General features: G+C 41.3%; 19 protein-coding genes and 1 pseudogene. 1 reads left to right on the top strand and 19 read right to left on the bottom strand.

Annotated features, from left to right (window positions below; all coding sequences use genetic code 11):
* Positions 1–75: 75 nt before the first annotated feature.
* The 19 genes and pseudogenes from DXB52_RS07980 to DXB52_RS08070 form a co-directional block, all read right to left on the bottom strand.
* Entirely contained in the window at positions 76–2520 is a 2445-nt protein-coding gene (locus DXB52_RS07980; protein WP_117861564.1) for an ATP-dependent Clp protease ATP-binding subunit, read from the bottom strand.
* A gap of 32 nt (positions 2521–2552) precedes the next feature.
* Entirely contained in the window at positions 2553–2936 is a 384-nt protein-coding gene (locus DXB52_RS07985; RefSeq protein WP_117542027.1) for a GntR family transcriptional regulator, read from the bottom strand.
* A 171-nt stretch (positions 2937–3107) separates the two neighbouring features.
* Positions 3108–4427, bottom strand: coding sequence for a sensor histidine kinase (locus DXB52_RS07990; protein WP_181980149.1), 1320 nt, complete (start codon positions 4425–4427; stop codon positions 3108–3110).
* A 24-nt stretch (positions 4428–4451) separates the two neighbouring features.
* Complete coding sequence (locus DXB52_RS07995) at positions 4452–5126, bottom strand: winged helix-turn-helix domain-containing protein (protein ID WP_117962032.1); 675 nt, start codon at positions 5124–5126, stop codon at positions 4452–4454.
* Positions 5123–5806, bottom strand: coding sequence for a phosphate signaling complex protein PhoU (phoU, locus tag DXB52_RS08000; RefSeq protein ID WP_117541981.1), 684 nt, complete (start codon positions 5804–5806; stop codon positions 5123–5125). Before phoU ends, DXB52_RS07995 begins: the two co-directional genes overlap by 4 nt.
* Positions 5807–5809: 3 nt before the next feature.
* Positions 5810–6580, bottom strand: coding sequence for a phosphate ABC transporter ATP-binding protein PstB (gene pstB, locus DXB52_RS08005; protein ID WP_117836522.1), 771 nt, complete (start codon positions 6578–6580; stop codon positions 5810–5812).
* An 86-nt stretch (positions 6581–6666) separates the two neighbouring features.
* Positions 6667–7536, bottom strand: a complete 870-nt coding sequence (pstA, locus tag DXB52_RS08010; protein WP_117541983.1) for a phosphate ABC transporter permease PstA — start codon at positions 7534–7536, stop codon at positions 6667–6669.
* A gap of 40 nt (positions 7537–7576) precedes the next feature.
* Positions 7577–8512: pseudogene (gene pstC / locus DXB52_RS08015) on the bottom strand (phosphate ABC transporter permease subunit PstC); the annotation flags it as partial.
* A gap of 63 nt (positions 8513–8575) precedes the next feature.
* The gene (locus tag DXB52_RS08020; protein WP_472520040.1) at positions 8576–9484 is read right to left on the bottom strand and encodes a phosphate ABC transporter substrate-binding protein; all 909 of its coding nucleotides are present in this window, start codon (positions 9482–9484) and stop codon (positions 8576–8578) included.
* 431 nt (positions 9485–9915) lie between these two features.
* On the bottom strand, positions 9916–10398 hold the full coding sequence (locus DXB52_RS08025; protein WP_117569462.1) for a VanZ family protein: 483 nt from the start codon (positions 10396–10398) through the stop codon (positions 9916–9918).
* 96 nt (positions 10399–10494) lie between these two features.
* Entirely contained in the window at positions 10495–13428 is a 2934-nt protein-coding gene (locus tag DXB52_RS08030) for a fucose pyrophosphorylase domain-containing protein (protein ID WP_472520039.1), read from the bottom strand.
* Between the two features lie 320 nt (positions 13429–13748).
* Positions 13749–14777: an LCP family protein gene (locus tag DXB52_RS08035; protein ID WP_117541987.1), complete on the bottom strand. Its 1029-nt coding sequence runs from the start codon at positions 14775–14777 to the stop codon at positions 13749–13751.
* 114 nt (positions 14778–14891) lie between these two features.
* Positions 14892–15785 (bottom strand): phosphatidylserine decarboxylase, encoded by an 894-nt coding sequence (locus tag DXB52_RS08040; RefSeq protein WP_117569464.1) that lies wholly within the window; start codon positions 15783–15785, stop codon positions 14892–14894.
* 11 nt (positions 15786–15796) lie between these two features.
* Positions 15797–16420: a CDP-alcohol phosphatidyltransferase family protein gene (locus DXB52_RS08045; protein WP_117541989.1), complete on the bottom strand. Its 624-nt coding sequence runs from the start codon at positions 16418–16420 to the stop codon at positions 15797–15799.
* A 48-nt stretch (positions 16421–16468) separates the two neighbouring features.
* Positions 16469–17503 (bottom strand): lysylphosphatidylglycerol synthase transmembrane domain-containing protein, encoded by a 1035-nt coding sequence (locus tag DXB52_RS08050; RefSeq protein WP_118106922.1) that lies wholly within the window; start codon positions 17501–17503, stop codon positions 16469–16471.
* Positions 17493–18173, bottom strand: coding sequence for a phosphatase PAP2 family protein (locus DXB52_RS08055; RefSeq protein ID WP_270370971.1), 681 nt, complete (start codon positions 18171–18173; stop codon positions 17493–17495). The genes DXB52_RS08050 and DXB52_RS08055 overlap by 11 nt, the downstream gene beginning before the upstream one ends.
* A gap of 213 nt (positions 18174–18386) precedes the next feature.
* Positions 18387–19286 carry a GTPase Era gene (gene era / locus DXB52_RS08060; RefSeq protein WP_117569465.1) on the bottom strand — a complete coding sequence of 300 codons (900 nt, stop codon included), beginning with the start codon at positions 19284–19286 and terminating at the stop codon, positions 18387–18389.
* Between the two features lie 23 nt (positions 19287–19309).
* Positions 19310–22234: an insulinase family protein gene (locus tag DXB52_RS08065; protein ID WP_118106924.1), complete on the bottom strand. Its 2925-nt coding sequence runs from the start codon at positions 22232–22234 to the stop codon at positions 19310–19312.
* Positions 22235–22268: 34 nt separating this feature from the next.
* Positions 22269–23993 carry an AAA family ATPase gene (locus DXB52_RS08070; RefSeq protein WP_330677922.1) on the bottom strand — a complete coding sequence of 575 codons (1725 nt, stop codon included), beginning with the start codon at positions 23991–23993 and terminating at the stop codon, positions 22269–22271.
* Between the two features lie 423 nt (positions 23994–24416).
* On the opposite strand from DXB52_RS08070, the gene DXB52_RS08075 reads away from it, so the two are divergent.
* The coding region (locus DXB52_RS08075) for a 2-hydroxyacyl-CoA dehydratase (protein WP_181989182.1) at positions 24417–25027 on the top strand (611 nt) is incomplete at its 3' end.

Genomic DNA, 25027 nt, shown 5'->3' on the forward strand with positions numbered 1-25027 from the left:
TTCCTATTATATACTACTTAAAATAGTTTTTCTATAGATTTTATTTATTCTTCACATTTACAATTCGATGTAATTTTAAGCTTCTGTCTTCACAAAATGAATTCCCTTTTTGGATGCTCCTGCTGCCACATGATCCCCTTCCTGAATCTCTCCGTTCAGGATCGCATCTGCCAGCTTATCCTCCAGTTCTGTCTGCAATGCACGTCGCAGTGGTCTTGCTCCGTACTTCGCATCCGTTCCTTTCTCCACAATGAGAGCCTTCGCAGATTCACGCAGTTTCAGATAAATATTCATCTGTGATTCCAGACGTTTAGTAAACTGATTGCATAACAAAGAAACGATTTTCTTCATCTCTTCTTTGCCGAGTGAATGGAATACAATAATCTCATCAATTCGGTTCAGGAATTCCGGACGGAAGATCTGTTTCACTTCGTCCATCACATTCTGCTTCATCTTCTTATAATCACTCGCCGGATCTTCTTTTGTCGCAAACCCAAGTTTCTTCGGTTCAACAATTGCTTTTGCACCGGCATTGGAAGTCATGATGATCACTGTATTGGAGAAATCGACCTTTCTTCCCTGAGAATCTGTAATATGCCCATCATCCAACACCTGAAGAAGCACGTTGAATACATCCGGATGCGCTTTCTCGATCTCATCAAATAAGATGACAGAATACGGATGCGTACGAACCTGATCACTAAGCTGTCCACCTTCTTCATGACCGACATATCCCGGAGGGGATCCGATCATCTTGGAAACAGAATGCTTCTCCATATATTCTGACATGTCAACACGGATCATTGCATCTTCTTTCCCAAATAATGCTTCTGCCAGTGCTTTCGATAATTCTGTCTTACCAACACCGGTTGGCCCGAGGAACAAGAAGGAACCGATCGGGCGCTTCGGATCTTTCAGTCCTACTCTTCCTCTCTTCACGGCTCGTGCAACTGCGCCGACAGCCTCGTCCTGTCCGATCACTCTCTTCTGAAGGACATGCTCCAGATTCTTCAGACGCTGGGCATCGCTCTCTGCGAGCTTGCTTACCGGTACTTTTGTCCATGCAGACACCACTTCTGCAACCACATCTACAGTTACCGGCGGGTTCGCCTTCGCCTGTTTCTTCTCAAAGCGTTTCTTCACTGAGTCTAATTTCTTCTGCACTGCATCCTGTTCTTTCTGAATCAGAGACGCTTCCGCAAAATCTCCCCGTTCAATGCTCTCTTCCTTCTGCGAAGCAAGCTCTTTCACTGCCTGTTCTAACTGCTTCAGATTCTCTGGAACCTCATATCCCTTCAGACTTACCTTTGAGCATGCTTCATCCAAAACATCGATAGCCTTATCCGGAAGATTCCGGTCTGTAATGTAACGCTCTGACAGCTGTACAGCTGACTCCAGTGCCTGTTCTTCAATCACAACTTTATGATGCGCTTCGTATTTCTCTTTCAGGCCTTTTAAGATCTCAACACACTGCTCCTGTGTCGGCTCTTCGATCGTCACCGGCTGGAATCTTCGCTCAAGTGCTGCATCTTTCTCAATGTACTTCCGATATTCTGCAATCGTAGTTGCACCGATCAGCTGCATCTCACCTCTCGCCAGTGAAGGTTTCAGAATGCTGGATGCATCAATCGCTCCTTCTGCGCCTCCGGCACCGATCATCGTATGGATCTCATCAAGGAACAGAATTACATTTCCACAGGCTTCTACTTCTGAGATCAGGCCTTTCATACGCTCTTCAAACTCACCACGGTACTTTGAACCAGCGATCAGTCCCGGAAGATCCAGACTGTAAATCTTCTTATCTTTCATCTTCTCCGGAACCACACCGGATGCGATTCTCTGTGCTAAACCTTCAATAATTGCTGTCTTACCGACTCCCGGTTCTCCAACCAGACATGGGTTGTTCTTTGTTCTTCGGCTTAAAATCTCCATCAGACGGTAAATTTCCTGGTTTCTTCCCACAACCGGATCCATTTTTCCTTCTGCCGCACGTTCTGTCAGATCCGTACAGTACTGCTCCATCATCGCACCGCTTCCGCGATTATCCTCCTGAAGTTCTTCCTGATAGATCTTCGGATCGATCCCTGCTGCATTCATAATGCTCTGGAATAGTTTCTGAAGATTCACATTCAATGTGATCAGAATCTTTGCTGCCACACAATCCACATCACGAATCATCGCAAGAAGGAGATGTTCTGTTCCGATTTCCGTTGTACGGAGTCTTTTACACTCCTTCGCGCTGTTCTCTAACAGATACTGGAGTCTCGGACTCTCTTCTAATCTCTTTCCTTTGGCTGCCGGATGTTCTTCTGCCGGAGTGATCAGCTCATCCATCAGCTTCAGGATCTTCTCCGACTCTACTCCACTGTTCGCAAGTACCTGTCCTGCCACTCCTGTATATTCTTCTCTCAATGCCAGAAGCAAATGTTCTGTTCCGATATACGGATGCTTCATCTCTCTGGCAGCTTTAGCCGCATACTTAAGCGCATGCTGCGCCGGCTTTGTATATGAAATCTGCATATATGTCTCCCTTATGTCTTTCTACTTCTCTGCTACCGGTTCTCGTGCAGCTCATATTCGTCAAAAATCTCATCTACCAGCTCATGAACCTCCTGCCGTGAGATGTTCTTGCAACGCCCTCGCGCAAGTACGATCCTTAACTGCTCTTTCATCACTTCGAGCTGCTGAAGTTTATCTACATCAACCGCGATCACTGCGCCTCTGCGTTTATCCAGACTGATATATCCTTCCCGCTTCAACACATGATACGCTTTGTTCACAGTATGCATATTCACTCCAACCGTATCTGCAAGCTGTCTGACAGATGGGAGTGAATCCCCTTCCTGAATATCTGACATAGCAATACCAAGAATGATCTGGTTACACAATTGAATGTAAATCGCCTCATCACTGTTGAAATCAACTTCTATCAGCATACGCGTAACCCCTTTCTCTTTCGTGTAAAACATATCTTCTGTAAAATCAGCCGCAGGAGATATTTTCCACTTGTTATATCCATCCTAGCACAACCTCTTGTTTGATTCAAGCAAAAACGCAGAAGAAAAGGAAGGTTTTCTTCCTCTTCTCCTGCGTAAAGCATCACTATTTTATTTCTCAGGAAATACAATTTCCATTCTTGTTCCTTTTCCGTACTCACTATCCACCTGAACTTTTGCCCCATGCAGAATTGCTCCATGCTTCACGATCGACAGTCCAAGTCCTGTTCCACCCCGTTCTTTCGAATGGCTCTTGTCAACTCTGTAGAATCGTTCAAAGATTCTATCCTGATGTTCTTTTGGAATTCCGATTCCTGTATCACTCACGCGGACTTTCGGTCCTTCCAGTGTATTTCCTACCCAAATGGTTACATTTCCATTTTCTTTATTATACTTTACAGCATTTTCTGTAATATTATAGATCATTTCATCCAGAATCTGACGGATTCCATGTATTTTCACAGATTCTCCTGTCAGTTCCATATGAATATTCCGCTGAGCCGCAGTAAGAGAAAGACGACTGACAATTTCTCTCGTCAGTTCAAATAAATCTACATCTTCTTTCTCAAGCTCAACAGATTCGTCATCTAGCTTTGATATCTTAATAATATCTTCGATTAAGGTCAGAAGTCTGCGTGCCTCCTTATAAATAGTCTCAGAGAATCTTGGGATATCCTCCGGACGTACCAGTCCATTCATCATGATCTCTGCGTATCCGGAAATCGAAGTGAGCGGAGTTTTCAGCTCATGGGATACATTTGCAGAGAATTCTTTACGCATATTGGCCACAGCTTCTTTTTCTTTATTCTGCTTATCCATAGCTTCCAAAAGCGGGGTCATCTCCTCATATACAACATTATCCAATGGGTTTTCCAAATCCAGATGAATTACAGGTTCCATCAGTCTGTTTGTCTGCCATTTTGCAAGAAACCAGGCAAGTACAAGTCCAATGATTCCAATCCCTATAACCACCGGCAAAATATTTAATGAAGTCCACATCAAACTATCCATTGATTTTGAAACACGAAGAACGTTCCCATCATCCAGAAGAACCGCATAATAATACAATTCTTTTCTTACGGTATCTGACATACGGATCTTCTCGCCTGTCCCATTCTTCAAAGCCTGCTGTACTTCGGCTCTGGTCTTATGATTCTCCATTGTACTTCCATCATTTCTGGAATCATACAGAACCTCTCCCGTAGATGCAATCAGCGTCACCCGCGTTCCCTGATCCACATCATCCAGCTGTGCAAGATACTCTGTTCCTGACAGATCGACTGCCCGTTTGATATACGATGCCTCCTGTTTGATCTCACCCTCAAGGATCTTCAGGTTCCGCTGATACACACCAACAGACATGATCAGATATATCGGAACTAAAATTGCAATCAGTATAAACATCATGCTTTTCTGAATTCGTTTTCTCACTTTCTCATATCCTCCAGACTTGTATTACGCTTCTCCACCGATCCGATATCCAACACCACGAACCGTCTTGATCAAACTGCCCTGCTCACCTAACTTCTGGCGAAGCGTCCGGATATGAACATCAACCGTTCTTGTCTCTCCATCAAAATCATAGCCCCAGATCTCTGTCAGAAGCTGATCTCTTGTCAGCACGATTCCCTGATTGCGCATCAGTTTCTCAAGTAACTCAAACTCTTTCAATGTCAATACAGCATTCTCTCCGTCTACTTTTACTTCATGTTTCTTCGTATCTAAGCAGATTCCTCCAATAGAAAGTTTCGTCTTATCCTGCTGCTTCCCACTTCTGCGAAGCACTGCTTTGATTCTGGAGATCAGCTCCATCATACCGAATGGTTTTGTCACGTAATCATCCGCACCGGAATCCAGTCCCACTACCTTATCATACTCTGACCCCTTCGCTGTCACCATGATCACAGGGATATCCTTTGTCTTTGATGAATTTTTCAGTTTCTTAAGAATCTCAAGTCCATCTTCCCCCGGAAGCATAATATCAAGCAAAACAAGCTCTGGCGTGTCAAACGCCAAAGCCTCCATAAATGCCGTCCCGTCTGCAAATCCTTTGGCTTCCAGACCGGTTGTCTCCAGAGTGTAGATTACAAGTTCGCGAATATTATCGTCATCTTCTACACAAAAAATCATATATTTCGTTCTCCCTCCTGATGCATCACAGAACTATCCTTATGTACTCCGGTAATTGAAAATTCTACCCACTCGGCAATATTGGTCGTATGGTCTCCAATTCGCTCAAGATATTTTGTCACCATGATCAGATCAAAGATTTTTCTTCCATCACGGCTGTCAGCCTCACGGATCAACTGAATCATCTGATCTCGGATCTCATCAAAATAATCATCGATCTCATCATCATCTTTCATAACTGTACGGGCAAGTTCAAGATCTTTTTCAACATATGCAGTTACACTGTTGCGTACCATCTTGCTTACTCCTGTTGCCATTGCTGTCAGCTTATCAAGATTCTCCTCCATCTTTTCCCACTTGGAAGAAATGATGATCTCTGCAATATCAGAAGTCTGATCTCCGATACGTTCCATATCTGTGATCATCTTAAGTGCTGCTGAGATTCTTCTAAGATCTCTTGCAACCGGCTGCTGCTGAAGCAAAAGTTTCAGACAAAGTCTCTCGATATCTTTTTCAATCTGATCGATCTCTTCATCTTCCTTGATCACAACCTGAGCCTGTTCTGTGTTGCCGTCCTTTAACGCCTGTGTTACCTTTGTAATTGCTGCTTCACACAATTCACCCATATGTGTAAGCTGTGTATCCAATGTATGAAGCTGCATATCATATCTGTACCGCATAAATCAACCAAACCTCCCTGTGATGTAATCCTCAGTTCTCTTATCCTCAGGAATGGAGAACAATTTTTCAGTGTCATTATATTCGATCACTTCTCCTAAGAGGAAAAATGCTGTGTTATCCGATACCCGGACAGCCTGCTGCATATTATGCGTTACCATAACGATAGTATAATCTTTTTTCAGTTCCATCGCAAGGTCTTCAATCTTAGATGTTGAGATTGGATCCAGTGCGGATGTCGGCTCATCCATCAGAATTACTTCGGGCTCAACTGCCAGTGTTCTTGCGATACACAGTCTCTGCTGCTGTCCACCGGAAAGTCCGAGCGCACTTTTATTCAGACGATCTTTGAGTTCATCCCAAATCGCTGCCTGACGAAGGCTTCGCTCAACGATCTCATCCAGCTGATATTTTTTCTTGATTCCGGAAATTCTCGGTCCATAAGCCACATTGTCATACACACTCTTTGGAAATGGATTTGGCTGCTGAAATACCATGCCAACACGATGACGCAGTGTGATCTCGTCCATTTCCTTGAAAATATCCTTGCCGTCGAGCAGAACATTTCCATCAATCTTACAATTTTCCACCAGATCATTCATACGGTTCAGTGTCTTCAGAAATGTAGATTTTCCACATCCGGAAGGTCCGATAAATGCAGTGATCTTATTCGCCTCGATCTTCATATTCACATCTTTGAGTGCATGGAAGTCTCCATAATGAAGATTCAGATGGCTGATATCAAATTTATAATCATTTGCTTTTTTTGCTTCCATTTTTATTAATTATCCTTTCCACATGCCAGTCAACGAAATGATTGACATAGAAATTATCAGTTAGCTTTCTCTTTCATTTTCTGTCTTTAGTTTCCTGAATTCTTCTTATTAATGTGTCGACTCAATGCATTTGCACCAATGCTGAACAGTAGAACAAGAATCATCAGGATTGCTGCTGACAGGTTTGCAAGGTTCGGATCCTGTCCATTGATCTGAAGTCCCCAGATCTGCAAGGACAATGTCTCTGCCGGACGGAAAATATTCAGTGGGCAGGTCGGTGATGTCAGATTCCAGTTATTCCAACGCAGATCTGTTCCTGATCCTGTTGTATACAGAAGTGCTGCCGCCTCACCAAATCCTCTTCCGGCTGCCAAAATAACACCTGTCATAATTCTTGGAATACACGCCGGGATCAACACATGATAAATGGACTGCCATCTTGTTGCTCCAAGTCCAAGACTTGCCTGCAGATAATGTCCCGGCAGACCATTGATCGCGTCTTCTGTCGTTGTTGTGATAACCGGAATTGCCAGAATGGAAATGGACAATGCTCCTGCAAGAAGACTCTTTCCAAGTCCGAAAAATACAAGGAATACCAGATATCCGAACAGTCCGACAACAATGGATGGAAGGGAAGAAAGTGTCTCAATACAAATTCTCAGAAATTTTGTAAGAAATCCTTTCTTCGCATACATTGCCAGATAGATTCCGGCTGTCACTCCAAGCGGAATGGAGAATAACAGCGAAATAAATACCAGATAAATTGTATTGAACAACTGGTTTCCGATGCTTCCTTTTCTCGCAAAGGCAAACATCTCCGGTGTTGCTCCTGTAAATCCCTTGATAATTACATAAGATGCAAATCCAATCAATAATGTAAAGAAGAACACTGCGATCAGATAAAACACGCCTGTCATTATTTGATTTATTCCTCGCGCACGTTGCACTCGATTCATCTATTTGCTCCCCCTTACTCTTTGTCTTTCTTCGGTCTTGAGAATAATGGATCAGCAGGATGAATAACAGAGATAATAAGAACAATAACAATGCCATTGTCCAGAGTGCTGTCTTCATCTCACCACCCTCAGTTGCATTTCCCATCTGCGCTGCAATTTCTGTAGTCAAACTCTTTGTTGTGGAGAATAATCCCTTTGGAAGAGCTGTTGTCTGTCCAATTACCATTGCAACCGCAAGTGCCTCACCGAATGCTCTCGCAAGTCCGAGAATAATTCCTGAAAGAATTCCTGAACCTGCTGCCGGAATGACAACTTTATAGATGGACTGCCACCTTGTAGAACCCAGTCCGTAGGCTGCCATACGGTAATCTTTTGGCACAGAATGAATGGAATCTGCCGCCACATTACTGATGGTCGGGAAGATCATCAGTGCCAAAACAATCCCCGCTGCCAAAATAGAATGTCCAACCTGTAAATGAAATACTTTCTTAATTGCCGGAATCAGGACTGTAAGTCCAACCCATCCATAAACAACGGAAGGGATTCCAGCGAAAATTTCAACGATTGGCCTGTAAAACTTTTCTCCGAATTTCGGCGCGATCTCAATCATAAAGATTGCTGAACCTACTGCAAATGGAGTCGCGATCAAAAGTGCCAGACCACAGGTGCACAGAGAACCTACGATAAAGATCAATGCTCCGACAGTTCCACCACCCTGTGCATTATCTTCCGGGTTCCAGTCTGTCGATCCTAAGAATTCAAATATGGAATGACCAAATATCGTAAATGTACCGGATCCCTTATATATAAGAAAGGCTCCGATACAGATTGTGATGGCAATAACAAGCAAACCGCCCGCTGTCATCAGTCCTCTCCATGCATACTCTTTTGTAAACATGTTTTGTTTCTTCATATTTTCACCTTTTATCAGTGAAATGTACTGCTGTTCTGAATTTTCCAGGAACACACAGTACATTTCGTAGCTCTTCACTTTATGCTATTAGGTTACTGTTCACACGATGTGCGACCAGCAATGCTATTAATGCTCTGTTACAGTCATCTTAGATGCAACACCATAACCAAGTTTCTCCATCTGAGCGCCATATTCATCACCTGTGATATAATCAAGGAATGCTTTTGTCACTTCATTTGGTTCACCCTTTGTGTACATATGCTCGAATGTCCATACAGGATATTTTCCGCTGTAAGTATTCTCAAGTGTTGGCTCAACATCATCAATTGCTACTGTCTCAACACCTGCATCTCCTGTCAGATAAGAAAGTGCTACATAACCGATTGCTCCGTTTGTACTCTTCACATTTGTAAGAAGAACTCCGGAATCATCTGTTTCCATGGATGTGTTAGAAGCTTCTTCGTTTCCGTCCAGTGCATATTTCTGGAATGTTGCTCTTGTTCCTGAAGACTCAGGACGTGTTACAAGAACGATATTCTCATCTGGTCCTCCAACATCTTTCCAGTTTGTTGTCTTTCCTGTGAAGATGGAGATCAACTGCTCTTTTGTCAGACTCTTAACACCTGCTTCTGCAACATCTTTGTTTACGATCGGTGCCATAGTTACAACACATACCTGATGATCTACAAGCTCTTTTGCTGCTGTCTCATCCAGTTTATCTTCTGCTGCCACATCAGAGTTACCGATATCTACAGTTCCTTCTGATACCTGCTTCAGTCCTTCTCCCGAACCGCCTGCATCAATTGTGATAGATACATCCGGATGATCATTTAAGAACGAATCTGCTGCATCATCAGCAAGTGGTTTCAGTGCTGATGAACCGGCTGCTGTGATTGTTCCGCTTAATGAGCTGTTACTACTCTCTGTATTTGTACCTGCTGCATTATCTGAAGTTCCGTTTGATGAACTTCCACATCCAACTGCCATTGTTGCTGTCATACCTGCTACTGTAAGTAATGCGATAAACTTTTTCATTTTCATGTTAATTATCTCCTTTACGTTTCATACACATTTCTAATCCCGCTGCATTTTCTTTTTTATGTTCTACAGCCATTTGTGCTTCCCTCAAGCACAGTACATATGTTACGTAAGAAATGTAAAGTCTGAAATCAACCAAACGTTAAGTTTATGTAAAACAACAACAGGTGTTTTTTCGGATTTGTGCAGATCCCTGGCGGAGCGTTTTTATATATTAGGAAAGAACTTTCCTAATATATAAAAAAAGAGAGGTCTCTCAACCTCTCTCACAAATCATCTCTTTATCTGAAGCAAACACATAAGAACTACGCCCAGAATCAGACCACCGAGAAAACAGACAATATATCCAAGAACCACCTTCCGATTTCCCCTTTCACAGCTTGTCTTCCTGATGTCATTATATGAAGCTTCCTGTGAAAATATTCCTTCTAATCTTCGAGTGTTCCCCTTGCCCAACGAATCAGCCATAGAATACTCCAAGTCAGCAGCACTCCCATAATCACACCGACAATGTTAATTCCTGCTTCATCCCACTGACAGTGTCTTCCTACGATCAGAACCTTGTGTGCCTCATCCGCAATTGCCAGGATCGTACAAAGTCCGAATACCGCACACGCCGCTTTCCAGGCTTTCATCACATTCTTCATTGCCAGAACCAATAATCCTGATTCTATGAAATAAACGATAAAGTGTGCCCATTTCCTCAGATACATGTGTACACCGTCTACACTGTCCTGCGGAAAAAAGTGCTGTTGGATCCATTCTGCCACCGGCAGACTGGTTGCTGCTGTCTGTGGTCCATTCTGGCTTGACAAAACCAAAAGAAGGATCAGCCAGATGATTGCCGGCAAAAACGAGATCATCGTCAGCTTCCTGTTCTTCTCTCTATTCGTTTTCTTATTGCTCTTCAAAAATCTACTCCTAACTGATATACTGCTTTTCTTTTTTGCTCATTATACCATGTAGAAATACTTTGTCAAATTTTAGTTTCTCACCTTACTTATACGTTAAACAAGTAGTTCGCAATCCCACACATCAACACCACTGTCCTGGAACACGCCATGCAAACGTTCATGCAGCTGCTCTTTTGTCACATCTTTCTTTAGAATCACTTGAATGAATCCTCCTCCACCGGCTCCTGATATAAACTTCCCATCTACCAGGTCTTCACATACAAGAAGGATCTGATCGATACAGGTATTGGTTGTACCGGCATCCAACATACAGGATAATTTCCAATGTTGGTTTAAAAGCTCAGCAAATTCGTCAATATCTCCCTGCTCCAGCGCAAAACGCATTAACACGGCAATTGCCTTCATCTCCTTTAATGCCTTCAATGACTCTGGTCTGCTTCCGATATAGCCACCAACTACATCACGCAACAGATTTCTTGCAAGACGTCTCTGACCAGTATAGATCAATGCAAAACGTTCTTTCAGTTCCTTCTTTCCCTCTTCCGGCATCTCTATCTTCTCTACAACAAGCTTCTGGGCAATCCCCGGTTTTGTTGAGATCAGTTTAATTCCTTCTGTCAGTCCGCCAACCTGATCCTGCCAGCCGCCTCCGGTACTCATGATCTGCTCCATACCAAGGACAACATCATAGATCTCTGCATCTGTACGCTCCTGACCAAGGAATTCAAAGATTCCCTTTACGCACGCTCCTGATAAGATACTGCTTGTTCCAAGTCCTGATCCTTTCGGTACTCCGTAAACCTGGGTAGAAAGATAGATTCCTCCTCCCATCCGCTTTAAGATCTCCTGAAGATCTGCTTCTTCCTTGACCGGGATAATTCCACAGGCGATCAAAGCTGCTTTATGCAGTGCAAATGAATCATATGGATTATGACAATCCTGGATCTCAGCTGCACTGTCTACAGTTGTATAGACTCCGATATCCTTACTTTCAAATTCCACATGAAGCTCATCTAATCTCTTTACCGTGATCTGTACCGGATCGATTCCTCTTAATTTCATTGCAGCATTAAGAACTACTCCACCCTTTTCATTACAATGTGGTGGTGTATCCGTCCAGCCTCCGCCCCAGTTCACGCGGACCGGAAGGGCGATATCAACCTGATCTTTTACAATTCTATATCCTGCACTATCTGGAAGCTTCTTCTCTGCTTCTTCATAAATTGCCTCCTGGATTGTTCCAAAACAGTCATTTTCGAGTGCATCATAATGCAGATCATCATAAATCGTTCTTGTCTTTTTCATATAACAGGAAACTGCATGATAGATTCGGATCTTCAATGAGAAACCTGCTTCTTCCGCATCTTCAATCAGCAACTTAAAGATTTCTTTCGATATTCCACGCTTTCCAAATATCTTGAGTGCATCCGCATAATACATTCCCTGCTCCAGTTTTCTGATGAAACACTTTGCAAGAATACGGTTTTCAAGAAACCTCTCCTGATCACAGGATGCCTCAATATCTGCTGCATTAAAACTGGAATATAGACTCATGCGTTCACTCTCGCGCCATCTGGAAATCTCTTCTTCTGTTGCAGTACCATGTGCCATCTTGTAAATGATTTCAGCCATATCAAGGGCATCTTCCCAGTCATCACACACCGGATAAAGATCTGCAAACCACAGATAGGTCTCTTCTCCTTTCCAGAGTTCTTCTTTCATCACTTCATTCTGAGTCATAAACTGATTCAATGTCGTGCCGAGAAATGAAACCTCTCCCGGATATTTTCCCTTCGGATTATCTGGTACACCATAAATTCTGATTACTTTTTTCCCACCTGTCAGTTCGATTCCGTGCATAACAATCTGTTCCGGAATCTTCCGGTCCATAATACGCACATGCGAAAGAACGGTTCCGTCGCCGACCTCAGAATTACCAAGAATATAACAATTCTCTAGATATGCTTCTTTTCCTATCTTCGCACGGCTTCCTACATAAGCATTATGCGCTGCAAATCCTTCTTTTTGCACTGCTGAATTCACCTGCATCTTCCAATCCAGGAACTCGTAATCCTGCACATCTTTTGTTACAAGACTTCTCAATTCCCTTGTTGTTCCGAAATGAATAAATTCCGCCGGTGACAGACACAACAGCTTCATTGAGAAATGATGGATCGCATTCCAAATCTGTGTCCTACATTCATGCAGTGCTTCATTGAGCTGTCCTTCTGCTGCCTCTTTATAGAAATCTTCTAATGTAGAATCATTTGCAAGCGGATATAAAAAATCCCCATAAAAGCTGATCCTTGCTTCTTCATTACAAAACTGCCGGAATTTCTTCTCGTCCACCTTGCCCTCTGTTGAAATCAGACGGAACAGTGCCTGCAACAATGCGCTGCCAAACAATACCGCACCTGTATCAAGGTCTACATTTCCTGCTTTATTAACAGCTCCCATCTCTCGCAAACGCTCTTCTGTCTGTTTATGAAGAAAACACTTTACATAATCATGTCCATCGTTCAGAAATACGCCATGATTCTTTCCTGTAGCTACCGGCTCTTTAATGGAAATTGCTGCTGCTCCGTCAAACTGCGCATCGATCTGAAGCGGATTAAACAGGAGCAATACATCACCTGACAAAACAAGCATTCCCTCCTGGATCCTGGATGGAACTCCTGACATTCCTACAATAAACTCATCAAATAAAGTGGAACTTCTTCCATCCGGCAATTCTCTTGGAACCGGTGAGAAAAGCTTGCCGATCGCAGAATACTGCGGCACTCTCTTGCTGTCACCACCTGAATGAATCACAAGAATTCTACGATTCTTAAAAGGATTCTCTCTCTCAGGCTCCTGTTCTGCAATATAACGCATCACCTGAAAGGTAGCGCCTCCGGATCCCACACGTTTTCCCTCCGGATCTGGAAGAACCGCATACGTTGTCTCTTCCGGAAGAAGACCTTTTTCCAGACGGTTCTCGATCTGATTCCGATAAGCCGTTGCCTGTGCTTTATTTGATGCTGTCAATATAATATAATCCCATTTAATAAAGCTTTTTTCTTTAAACTTCTTTCATAATCTTCCCAGGAATCTAGATAGGACTGACGTAGGAAGAGATTGTTCATCTTCTCGTATTTCATTTTCTTACTCCTTATCTAACCTTTTCTTTTTTCTTATCTTAGTTAAACATTCAAATAATATCCAATGCTAGGATAACACACATTTTATAAAATTGAAAGTAATTGCAACCCGAGTAGACGTTTTTCATATACAAAAAAGAGCTGTAAAAAACGAGATTATCCTCTATTTCTCACAACTCTTTTCAAAAATCAGTTTAACTCCAGCTCTTACTGCTGTGTAAAATCATTATTCGCTGTCGGCGCTACTGCGCTTTCCTGAGCACTGATCGACTGAACTGTCTCAGAAGGTGTATACGTTTCTGTCGGATACAAAAATGTATGCATCTGTGTACTCATGTCATTCAATGTAACCGGAACTTCATAGAACACACCATCAATCTTACCGGAATAGAATACCTTTGGAAATGCATCCATTGCTTCCACCTTGTATTCTGTGATTTTACTTAAAAGACGAAGTACTTCGCTCTCTAAATAGTTTGTATTAATTTTATCAAGCATGCTCTTGGCAATATCGATCTTTTTCGCTTTGTCAAGCTCCTGTGCTTTTGAGAAAATCTTAAAGAGAACTGTTCTCTGTCTTTCACTTCTCTTATAATCTCCTCCTTCTGTATAACGGATACGGCTAAATGCAACCGCCTGTGTTCCGTCTAATGTATAAGTACCTGCTTCTGTAATGTGTGCAGAAGATGTTCCCCTGATTCCATTAAGCTCATCAATATAACCATTGATATACTTTGTTTCTTCTTCTGTAATATCCTGCTCGATTCCATCCATATCATCAACCAGTTCTGCTACATTCATGAAGTTAACTGTAATATATTTCTGAATATCCAGATCAAAGTTTGTATTTAATGTATCCATTGCAAGCTCCGGTCCTCCGAAAGAGTGTGCATGTGTGATCTTATCCAGACCATGACCTTCAATCTGTACATAACAATCTCTATAGACAGAAGCAATATACACTTTTTTATTTGTATTATCTACATTTACCACCATCAGGGAGTCTGATCTTGTTCCCTTACCAAGATTATTTTCTCTGGAGTCAACTCCAAAAATAGCAAATGTCTCCTGATTCACTTCCGGCTCTTCTACTTCTTCCGGCTCTTCTTCCTCTTGCACTACCTGCTTTGTCTCTTTCTTTGGCTCTTCCTTTTCTTTCTTCTTTCCGCAACCGGAAAAAGAAGCAACTGCAAGTGCAACAATCAAAAGAACTGCAAGCATTCTTCTCTTTTTCACCTGAATTTTCCTCCTTCTCTCTGTCTTATCTCCATATTTGCACAAAATGGCTATGTTTCTTTAACAAACACAGCCATTTTAGCACACTTTAATTTAGAATGCTATAGAAAATCCTCAGTTCTCGCCCGAAAACGGTTCTTTCTGACATTTTTCACCGATTTTCTCACCCATCTTTACCAATGTCTCTGCACCGGTTGCACTGTTTCTCACCAGATCTTCATCCGTCTGCACTTTTCCCGGTTCTGTCAAAAGAACGACTGTAGACCCGCCAAACTCGAACATTCCTTTTTCTTCTCCCCGGTGTACAACAGATACTTTCTTCTTATGATTCTTAATCCGTCCAACCATAAGAGCACCGACTTCCATCTGCAAAACGGTTCCCAGTTCTTCTGTCTGTACAAGACAATATTCCCTTGTATTCATCTTGTAAATCGGAGCATAGTCATTTGCCACCGGATTTACTGTATGAAATACTCCTCTGATCTTTCGCTGTGCAGATTTCACACCATCTGCCACATAACAATATCTGTGATAGTCATCTACCGTGAGACGGATTATATAAGCTGTTCCACCTTCATAGCGTTTCGCAAGCTTTTCATCCTTCAGAAGACTACGGACTGTATACTGTGTCTGTTTGATAAGAAAAAGTCCATCCCTTTGAATCGGACAAACTGTCACTTTCCCGTCACAAGGACTGATCAGTACTTCTTTTCTTCCGTCAATCGGACGTTCCTCTGCTAAAATCTTACGCGTAAAAAAGTCATTATAAGAAGAATAATGATTCTTATCATAGATTGACAGATCAATCTGATTCTTTCTGACAAACGATGGAATCAACAGCCTGGATACTCTGCTGTCCAGCACTTTTCCACCAAGTCGGGATACCCTGGAACCAAGCAATGGTTTCAGCATCATTCTTGTCAATGTATGTCCATAGATATATTCCAGGAATCTGTCCTGTCCTGTTGTTTTCTCCGTCCTGTTTCCGTTTCTGTCTGCATAAATCATAATCTCTCCTCTTACATGAATCTTCGTCTCAATGTCCAGACTACTGCAACCGCTACTACTCCGACTAATGCAGAAAGTGTCTTATTCCCCGGCTTTTTTAATTTGAAATCCATAACAAACAGAAGTCCTACAAGAAGAACCATCGCATGCAGTACAATTCTGAAATCACAGTGCAGAAATGGGCGAAGCACAACAAGAATCGGTAATGCGATCGACATGGATGTGATTGGCAATCCCTGATAACACTTTCTGTTCTCTGTTGTCTCATCCTGCCTGGACTCTTCTGTTACATTAAACCATGCCAGACGGATCAATCCTGCCAATACATAAAACATAAGAATAAGAACACCGACAATCCCATTCATTCCCATACAATAACAGATGATCGCCGGTCCAACTCCAAAACAGACAATGTCACACAGGGAATCAATCTGGATTCCAAAACGTTTCTCTATTTCTGTTCTATCCTTCTTTGTTCTTGCAATCTTCCCATCAAACATATCACACAGACCGGACAGTGCAAGACACAATACTGCAAGATCCAGATGTCCATTCAATGACAGCATCATCCCACCAATCGAAATCCACAGACTGATATATGTAAGTATAACTGTGTAATCATAAACACCTAACATTTTATTTCCCCCTTGTTTTTATTCTTTTCAGAATAACTCTCCAGTTATTTATGCTTTCTTCCTTAAGTTTCTTCCTATTGTAAAATTCGCCACGATCGTAAAAATTGCACTGATCAGTAATTCTGTATAATATCCAAGTCCTCTGCTTAAGATCATTCCCGGAATCAAAAGTGTGCTTCCAAAAACTGGTTCAAAAATCATCGAAAACAGTTTTTCACTGATGCCCATACCACCTGGCAGTGGCAGCATATCCACAGAAACTGAAATCACAGACTGCAGAAGAATGATCACGAATGCATTCGTTCCGGACAGTCCAAATGCCTTATATACAAACCAGGTTGCTGTAAACAGTGCGAACCTCTGAAATAGTGTGATTGCAAATACATTAACCAGCACCATCATATGATCTTTCAGATAAACCGCTGTTGTATGATACTGATCCATTGATGCATTCAGTTTCTCAATTCTTGTACTCTTATGTCGCATCAGATGCATTTTTTCCAGCAGTTCCATTCCTTTCACAAGAATAGAACGTGCAAGCACCGGATGAAATACAAGGAGCAGCATAGAAGCCACACAAAACACATTTAAACCTGTTCCAAGATAAAAAATATGACGGATCTCATACATATGTGTTCTGATGAATCCCCTACCGAAGATCATAAGTCCAAGGCCGATCACAACGAGAACCATCTTATATGTAATCGTGACAATCATCAGCACAAGTGTTGATACCGGGATTGGAATTTTCTCTTTCTTCATATAATAAATCTGCGCCGGCTGTCCTCCTGTTGCGGATGGCGTGATACAGCTGAAAAAGAATCCCACAGAGGAAAACAGGAAACATTTCCATTTCTTTAGATGAATACCAAGCGTATGCATCATATAAAATATAATAATTGACTCTCCCCATATAAAGATAATCACACAGACAACACCTGGAAACAACCAGTATAAATTCACTGTTTTCAGGATTTCTGCAATCTCGCTTAAATCCTCTCCATGGAACACTCCATAGAGTGTTGCCGCAAAGACAAGAAAGAGAAAAAGTACATTAAATATCATTTTCTTTTTATTTTCCATTTTCTCCTCCTGCTTTATGAACCAGATTTCTGTAAATTTTCCATCCGTTTGTCCGGCAGCTTACAAACCAGGTAAGCTCCGCTACCACAACTCCACCGATCACATCCACAATTACATGCTGTTTTGTTACAAGCGTAGAAACAAAGACCAACACCGCGATCATTACAGATACTATCTTATACCACACCGGTATTTTTTTATCTCTCCTGATTCCAATACAACAGAACCAGCTTGCCATACAATGGATTGATGGAAATAAATTCACCGGTTTATCAATCTGATATAAAAAACGCATGCCCTGAACAAAAATTCCATTTCCGACAAGTTCTGGTCTTACATTTGTTGTCGGATAAAATACAAAAAACAGAAAACAAATGATTCTGGCATACAAATCAGCCGTAAAAAATCTATATTTTATCTCTTCCTCCCGCAATGATACAAGCAGATAATTAATCACCCAGAAAATGTAACATCCAAAATAAACAAGAATAAAGGCTGGGATCAACGGGATCTTTGCGTCTAATGCAAGTGACAGGTTATGACACTCACCTGTATCCGCCAATCTCGGTGCTCCCCAGTAGACAGCTGAATTCACCAGAAAAGTAATTACCGGTGGGAGTAAGATTTCTATTATTCTCTTTCTGTGCAAATTCCCTGTCCTTTGTCTCACTTCTTGTTTTCTCCATTCTTTTCCCATTTTATGATGTAACCGGATTGCTCCATTGCTATGCACTTCCCGCAATCCTTGAACATTATTTTATCCCACTTTTTCATAATAACAATAGGCTTTGGCATTTATTAAAGAAAAAAGTGCCATTCTTTAAGGAACAGCACTTTTTTCTTTAGAATTTCTTTAGAATTTACCCCAAATGCATTTCAGGGCTTACATCTCGTCTTCCCTGTATCCAAAATTTTTCATCATATAATCGCTGTCTCTCCAGTTCTTCTGAACCTTCACCCACAGCTTCAAATTTACTTTGCAATCCAGCAGACGCTCGATCTCAAATCTTGCAGTACTTCCGATTTTTTTCAGCATACTTCCCTGTTTTCCGATGATGATCCCTTTATGGGAATCTCTCTCGCAAATGATTGTTGCATCAATATGACACACTTTATGATTCATTTTCATCTGATCGATTGCTACTGCGATTCCATGTGGAATCTCTTCATTTAAACTATGCAATGCTTTCTCACGGATAATCTCCGCTACAATCTGACGTTCCGGCTGGTCTGTGATTGTATCTTCGTCATAGAACTGTGGTCCATAAGGAAGATATTTCATAATTACATTTACAAGCTCGTCCGTATTATCGCCTCTTCTTGCAGATACCGGAACGATTTCTGCAAAATCGCATTCCTTGCGATATGCATCTATAAAAGTAAGAACCTCTTCCTTCTTCACCATATCAACTTTATTAATAACAAGAATAACCGGTGTCTTTACCTTCTTTAACTGCTCGATGATATGCTTCTCACCTGCACCGATAAATGTAGATGGCTCTACAAGCCAAAGCACAACATCCACTTCATTCAAAGAACGTTCTGCAATATTCACCATATACTCACCAAGCTTGTTCTTTGCTTTGTGAATTCCCGGTGTATCTACAAACACAATCTGACCTTCCTCTGTTGTCAGAACTGTCTGGATACGGTTTCTTGTTGTCTGCGGTTTATTTGATGTAATTGCGATCTTCTGTCCAATCAGACGATTCATCAAAGTAGATTTTCCGACATTCGGTCTTCCGATCAGTGTGACAAATCCTGATTTAAAATTCTCCTGCATACTTTTTCCTTTCTTTTTCCATCTTAAAGTGTCTTTATTTCAAGGAACATCTCTTTCTGCTCCTCAATCTTCTCTTCACTTCCGATCACACAAAGTTCATGTGCATCCAACAGTGCCTGCAGCACATCGGCAAGTGCTCGGATATCTGCCTGCTGTGCATCAAGAATCTGATTTCTCTCTTCCCTGATCATCTCAGCTGATACATGATTCATATAAAGATTCATTGATCTGCTTCCCTTTGCTGCCGGATTCATCGGACGGTCGATATTGCTGATCGTTCCGATAATAAACTTGTTCATATCTCTGTCATCTACATTGAAGTTCTTCAGATAATCTACAACCCCTTCGTAGATCTCCATTGTCTTCTCCAGATTCGGGTCACGGTAAGATACCAGATAACCTTCACCGATTCTGTTGAAGCTGCTCATACATCCGTAAGCTCCGCCCTTCACACGGACATTCTGCCACAGATAATCATAGCTTAAGATGACTTTCAGAATCTGAAGTGCTCCTGTATATTCAACACCACGGTCGATAAAATTACCTGTTCTTGCAACGTACTGAACTTTAGAAGATGTCTTGAATCCCTCGTTGCGTTTCACACAATGAATTTCACACGGTGTCTCTACTTCTTTTTCCTCTGTATGAAGTGTGTCTGCAATCTTTGCAAATGCTTCTTCCATCGGTGCAAGACCATCCGCTGATGAAGTATAACTGATGATCAGATTATCCTTACGGAAGATCTGCTGTGCAATCTGTCTTAAGTTTGCAATCAGCTCAGCCTTCTTCTCTTCAAAGTTTTCCTCCAGTTCTTTTACAACCTCATAGTAACCGATTCCATCTGTATCATCTTTGAACTTCGCCATCGGTGAAGTATAAGACAGAGAGCGAAGGGCTGCTGTCGTATGTCCGGATGACAGGAAGGACATCTGCAGTCTGGATTTGAGCATTGCTAAGATCTCTTTTAGACGTTTCTCGTCTCCAAGGTCAGATTCCATTAAGATTTCACGCATCATGGAGAACAAAACATCCATCTTCGGATACAGCGCTTTCCCTTTGATTTCAAATGTCGCACAGAATTCTTTCTCTTTTACCTTTGTTACATCTGTATAAAGCTCCAGAGAAGTTCCGATTCCTCCTGTGTGTACATTGATCTCATTAAATAATTCACTGTATTCATAATTCTTTGTATTAATAATTCCAAGCACACTCTGCAAAATACTGATATATGGAAGTTTCTCTTCCGGAATACCGGACAAGTCAAACAAAAGCGCTGTGTATCCGATTCCATTCGTCTCAACTTCGTGGTGTACCAGCTTCACTCCGCCTGTCTCAAGCTCTTTATTATAAATCGGTGCGATTTCTCTTGAAATATCTTCGCGTCCGAGTACAGGAATCTTCGCCAGATCTTCCGGTGCCGACTCTTCTTCCTGATATTCTTCCAACTCTTTCGTTGCTTTCACAAGTGCATCGATTTCTTCTTTTGACAAACTGTCTTTGTATGCCTGAAGCTTATCTGCAAGTTCCTTATCCATTCTTGCAGTACGTCCGCGCTCCGGTTTGATAATAACGATAGAACCATGTGTGTTATCAAGAAGATATTTCTGAATCAGTTCTTCAAAATATCCTGTCTCCACCTGTTCTTTCAAGAATTCAAATGTCGGAATTGCCTGCATATGGATAAATGGTTTCGTCTCATCATACAGCCAGCTGTCAAACAACTGCAATCCATACATCAGTCCACGCGGATAATTTCCGAAATCTGCCTCACGGAAACGGAACTCATGATAGTTGATTCCGGCACGGAGTGCTTTCTTATTGATTCCATTTTTCACAATGTCTTTCAGTGTGTCTTCAATCACACGAACGAATTCTTCCTTCTGCTCTACATTCGCATTCTTAGAAATTACCGAGAAGATCGGCTGACAAACTCCATTGTCATAAGATCCGGAAATATCCTTTCCAACACCTGCATCCAGAAGTGCTTTCTTCAGCGGTGCTCCCGGTGCGGACAGAAGTGCATAATCCAAAATCTCAAATGCAAGATACAGCTTCTCATCCAGTGTCGTACCGATCACTTTATTATAAGAAAGATATGTGTTGTCCTCCTCACTCTCTTCACTTGCGATGGAATACTCCTGAACCACTTCCTTCATCTCTGTAAATGGCTTCTGCAGATGAATCTCTGAATCCACCGGTTCATTCTCAAAATCTGACAAATACTTCTCATCAAGCCATCTTAATTTTTCTTCCATATCCATGTCACCATACAGATAAATATAGCTGTTAGATGGATGATAATATTTTCTATGGAAATCTAAAAATTGCTCATAAGTAAGTTCCGGAATCACCTCCGGGTCTCCACCGGACTCTACGGAATACGCATTATCCGGGAACAGAGAATTCAGAACCACGCGGTCAAGCACACCTTCCGGAGAAGAGAATGCTCCTTTCATCTCATTATAAACAACACCACTGATCGTCAATTCTCCCTCTGGATCATCCAGCTTATAGCTCCATCCTTCCTGGCGGAATGTCTTGTCATGCTGATAAATATTTGGATAAAATACTGCATCCATATAAACATGCATCAGATTCTGAAAATCCTTGTCATTACAGCTTGCCACCGGATATACTGTCTTGTCTGGATAAGTCATCGCATTCAAAAATGTATTCAGAGAACCTTTCACAAGCTCTACAAATGGGTCCTTCACCGGAAATTCTTTTGATCCACACAGAACAGAATGTTCCATAATATGTGGAACTCCTGTACTGTCTGACGGTGGTGTACGGAATCCAATCGTAAACACCTTGTTCTCATCATCATTTTCCATAAGAAGCACTCTCGCTCCGCTTTTCTTGTGCTTCAGAAGTGTCCCCTTTGACTTCAGATCAGATAAATCTTCTGTCTGGAGTACTTCATAAGCATTCAGATCATATATACTCATTCTTTTTCTCCTATTGCTTTTTTTCTCAATTTCTTTATTCTTCTGTTCCTATTAGAACTTTTTTCCCACGAAATGCAAATCCATAATGTCGGATTCGCTCCTTTTTAATTCCTCTGGCAAGCAGTTCCGTATCATATTCTTTTTCTTCAATCTGACGCAGTGCATTCTCCACTGTCTGCTCAAGTGATTTTTCTTTTGTTATATTCTGAACCTTAAATTCCATTACAATTGCATCCAAATCTGCTTTTAATGGTTCCATAACTACATCATAACGTCCAAATCCACTTTCCCTGTTGGAAGTAATCCTGTATTTGTCAGCCAGATCCACGATCAGTCCAAGAACAAATCCGTGGTAGAATCTCTCCGGTTTCTGTTCTTCGGATGGCTTATTCCCGGTATCAAAACTGCTAAAGGTCTGAAGTGCAACCTGATTCATGAACTGATTCATATAATCCAGATTTCCTGCAATCAATGCATCTTTAAAGTTGCCATATGCAGAATCTTCTTCTGAGAACCAGTCTTCGATCATCTTCTCAAACATCAGCATCGTCTCATGGTTTGTGATTTTCAGATAATATTGACGCTTACCGGTTCTGTTATCCATCTCATACCGGTCAACTTTCAGGTAACCACTGGCAAGCAGTAGACTCCAGATGGCTCCACGTTTTCTTCCAAGCTGCTCAAAAATCACCTGTTCATCCAATTCTGTGCAGATTGTTCTACCTTGCAACAGATCTTCCATCTCCGATTTAATCTTTGCCGGACTTCGACGAATCAAATTGGATACAAGTACATTTCCACTGGTATCTGCCCAGTAAGTTCCATATTCTCCTGTATCCAGATATTTTGTGATCGACCACGGATTATAAATGTCTTTCCGCTTCCCAAAAGAAAATCCATCATACCAATAGCGGACATTTTCTTCTTCCCTTGACAGTCCATTGTACTCTAAAGCATTAAAGACCTCTTTTTCCGTAAATCCAAAAAAACCGCTATATTTTTCGGATGTTGTTGTCACGACTTCAAGATTGTTCAAATCTGAAAAAATAGATTCTTTACTCACTCTTGTAATCCCAGTTAATAATCCCCTCTCCATATATGGATTCGTTTTAAATGTTGAATTAAACAAGCTTCTGACAAATGCAGTAAGTTCTTTCCAATATCCATGAACATAAGCCTCCTGCAAAGGTGTATCATATTCATCCAAAAGAATGATTACCTTTTTACCATAATATCTTTCCAGGTAATCAGACATATAGTTAATTGCAATTGCTGCTGCATCATCAGACATTGTTTCCTCAACTGAATCAAAATATGCACGATCTTTCTCATTCAGCTGCTCACTGTTTCTTAGAAATTCAAACTGGCTGTACATTCTCACAAGCTTTCGGATAATTGCTCTTCTGGCTGACTCATATGTTGTTGCTTTAATATCAGCAAAACTAAGTGAGATTACCGGATAGCTGCCTTGAAGTTCACGGAATTTTTCATAGCTCCAGATATTAAGTTCCTCAAAATATTTTCTGCTATCTCCATGGTTCACTGAAAAGAAGTATTCTGTCATACTCATATTTAAAGTCTTTCCAAACCTTCTCGGACGGGTGATTAGTGTAACACTATCCTGATTTTCCCACCATTCCCTGATAAAATCAGTCTTATCAATATAAAAGCAGTTGTTTTTTCTGATCGATACAAAATCCTGATTTCCAATAGATATTACTGACTTCATATAATCCAGATCCTTTCCGCATGTTATCATCGCATTACTTTCCCTATTGTATCATATTTTTCCACTTAAACAAAGAGTATAGTTTGTAATAACATTTGGCACTTAATGATATGTTACTGTAAATCAGAACCTTTCCTTTTGCTCTCCTTTGTACGCATAACTCACATCCTGGAATATAACTTCTCCCTAAAGACCTGACAACTTCTCCTTTTTCCAGTTATCCTCGACATCACTTTCAATACCTTTTAATATTTATAGTTTTTATCTTATAATATATTTCTTCATATATACATTATCTATTGGAAAACTTCGTTCAAAAACGATAAAATTTTATCTATAAACACTTTGGTTATGAGTAGATTGTTCCCATCGTTTATTTTTTTAGAAAGTATACGTTAAAAAAAGAATCTATCTACACCAGCTATCCACAAATCAAACAATAAGGAGAACGATATGGAAATTATCAAAGATTTACCGGAAGTATTTGAAGAATTTGCAGAGCAGCGTCAGAAATCATTTCTCGCTGTAAAACAGTTAAAGGACAAAGGAATCCCTGTGATTGGATCCTACTGTACTTATTTTCCAAAGGAGATCGCCATGGCAATGGGCGCTGCAACAGTCAGCCTCTGCTCTACATCTGATGAGACGATCCCAGCAGCAGAAAAGGATCTGCCACGTAACTTATGCCCACTGATCAAATCCAGTTATGGATTTGCAAAGACAGACAAATGTCCTTTCTTCTACTTCTCAGACGTTGTTGTCGGAGAGACAACATGTGACGGTAAGAAGAAAATGTATGAATACATGGGCGAATTCAAAGAGGTCTTCATCATGGAACTGCCACAATCCCAGAAAGCTGAAGTACTCGATCTTTGGAAAGCCGAGATTCTCCGCTTCAAAGAATATCTCGAAGAAAAATTCGAGGTGACGATTACAGACGAGCAGGTTCGTGAAGCAGTTAAGCTGGAGAATGAAGTGCGTGCATCCTTGAAGAACCTTTATGGAGTAATGAGACATGATCCTGCACCGATCAAAGGACATGACCTTTTCCGCGTTCTGTACGG

It is taken from the genome of Ruminococcus sp. OM04-4AA (assembly GCF_003462585.1).
Lineage (GTDB): Bacteria > Bacillota > Clostridia > Lachnospirales > Lachnospiraceae > Mediterraneibacter > Mediterraneibacter faecis.

Bases quoted from the DNA above. Each gene is read 5' to 3' on its own strand.
- DXB52_RS07980 (WP_117861564.1), bottom strand. From the start codon at position 2,520: ATGCAGATTTCATATACAAAGCCGGCGCAGCATGCGCTTAAGTATGCG.
- DXB52_RS07985 (WP_117542027.1), bottom strand. From the start codon at position 2,936: ATGCTGATAGAAGTTGATTTCAACAGTGATGAGGCGATTTACATTCAA.
- DXB52_RS07995 (WP_117962032.1), bottom strand. From the start codon at position 5,126: ATGATTTTTTGTGTAGAAGATGACGATAATATTCGCGAACTTGTAATC.
- phoU (WP_117541981.1), bottom strand. From the start codon at position 5,806: ATGCGGTACAGATATGATATGCAGCTTCATACATTGGATACACAGCTT.
- pstB (WP_117836522.1), bottom strand. From the start codon at position 6,580: ATGGAAGCAAAAAAAGCAAATGATTATAAATTTGATATCAGCCATCTG.
- pstA (WP_117541983.1), bottom strand. From the start codon at position 7,536: ATGAATCGAGTGCAACGTGCGCGAGGAATAAATCAAATAATGACAGGC.
- DXB52_RS08020 (WP_472520040.1), bottom strand. From the start codon at position 9,484: ATGAAAAAGTTTATCGCATTACTTACAGTAGCAGGTATGACAGCAACA.
- DXB52_RS08040 (WP_117569464.1), bottom strand. From the start codon at position 15,785: ATGATTTATGCAGACAGAAACGGAAACAGGACGGAGAAAACAACAGGA.
- DXB52_RS08045 (WP_117541989.1), bottom strand. From the start codon at position 16,420: ATGTTAGGTGTTTATGATTACACAGTTATACTTACATATATCAGTCTG.
- DXB52_RS08050 (WP_118106922.1), bottom strand. From the start codon at position 17,503: ATGGAAAATAAAAAGAAAATGATATTTAATGTACTTTTTCTCTTTCTT.
- era (WP_117569465.1), bottom strand. From the start codon at position 19,286: ATGCAGGAGAATTTTAAATCAGGATTTGTCACACTGATCGGAAGACCG.
- DXB52_RS08065 (WP_118106924.1), bottom strand. From the start codon at position 22,234: ATGAGTATATATGATCTGAATGCTTATGAAGTACTCCAGACAGAAGAT.
- DXB52_RS08070 (WP_330677922.1), bottom strand. From the start codon at position 23,993: ATGATAACATGCGGAAAGGATCTGGATTATATGAAGTCAGTAATATCT.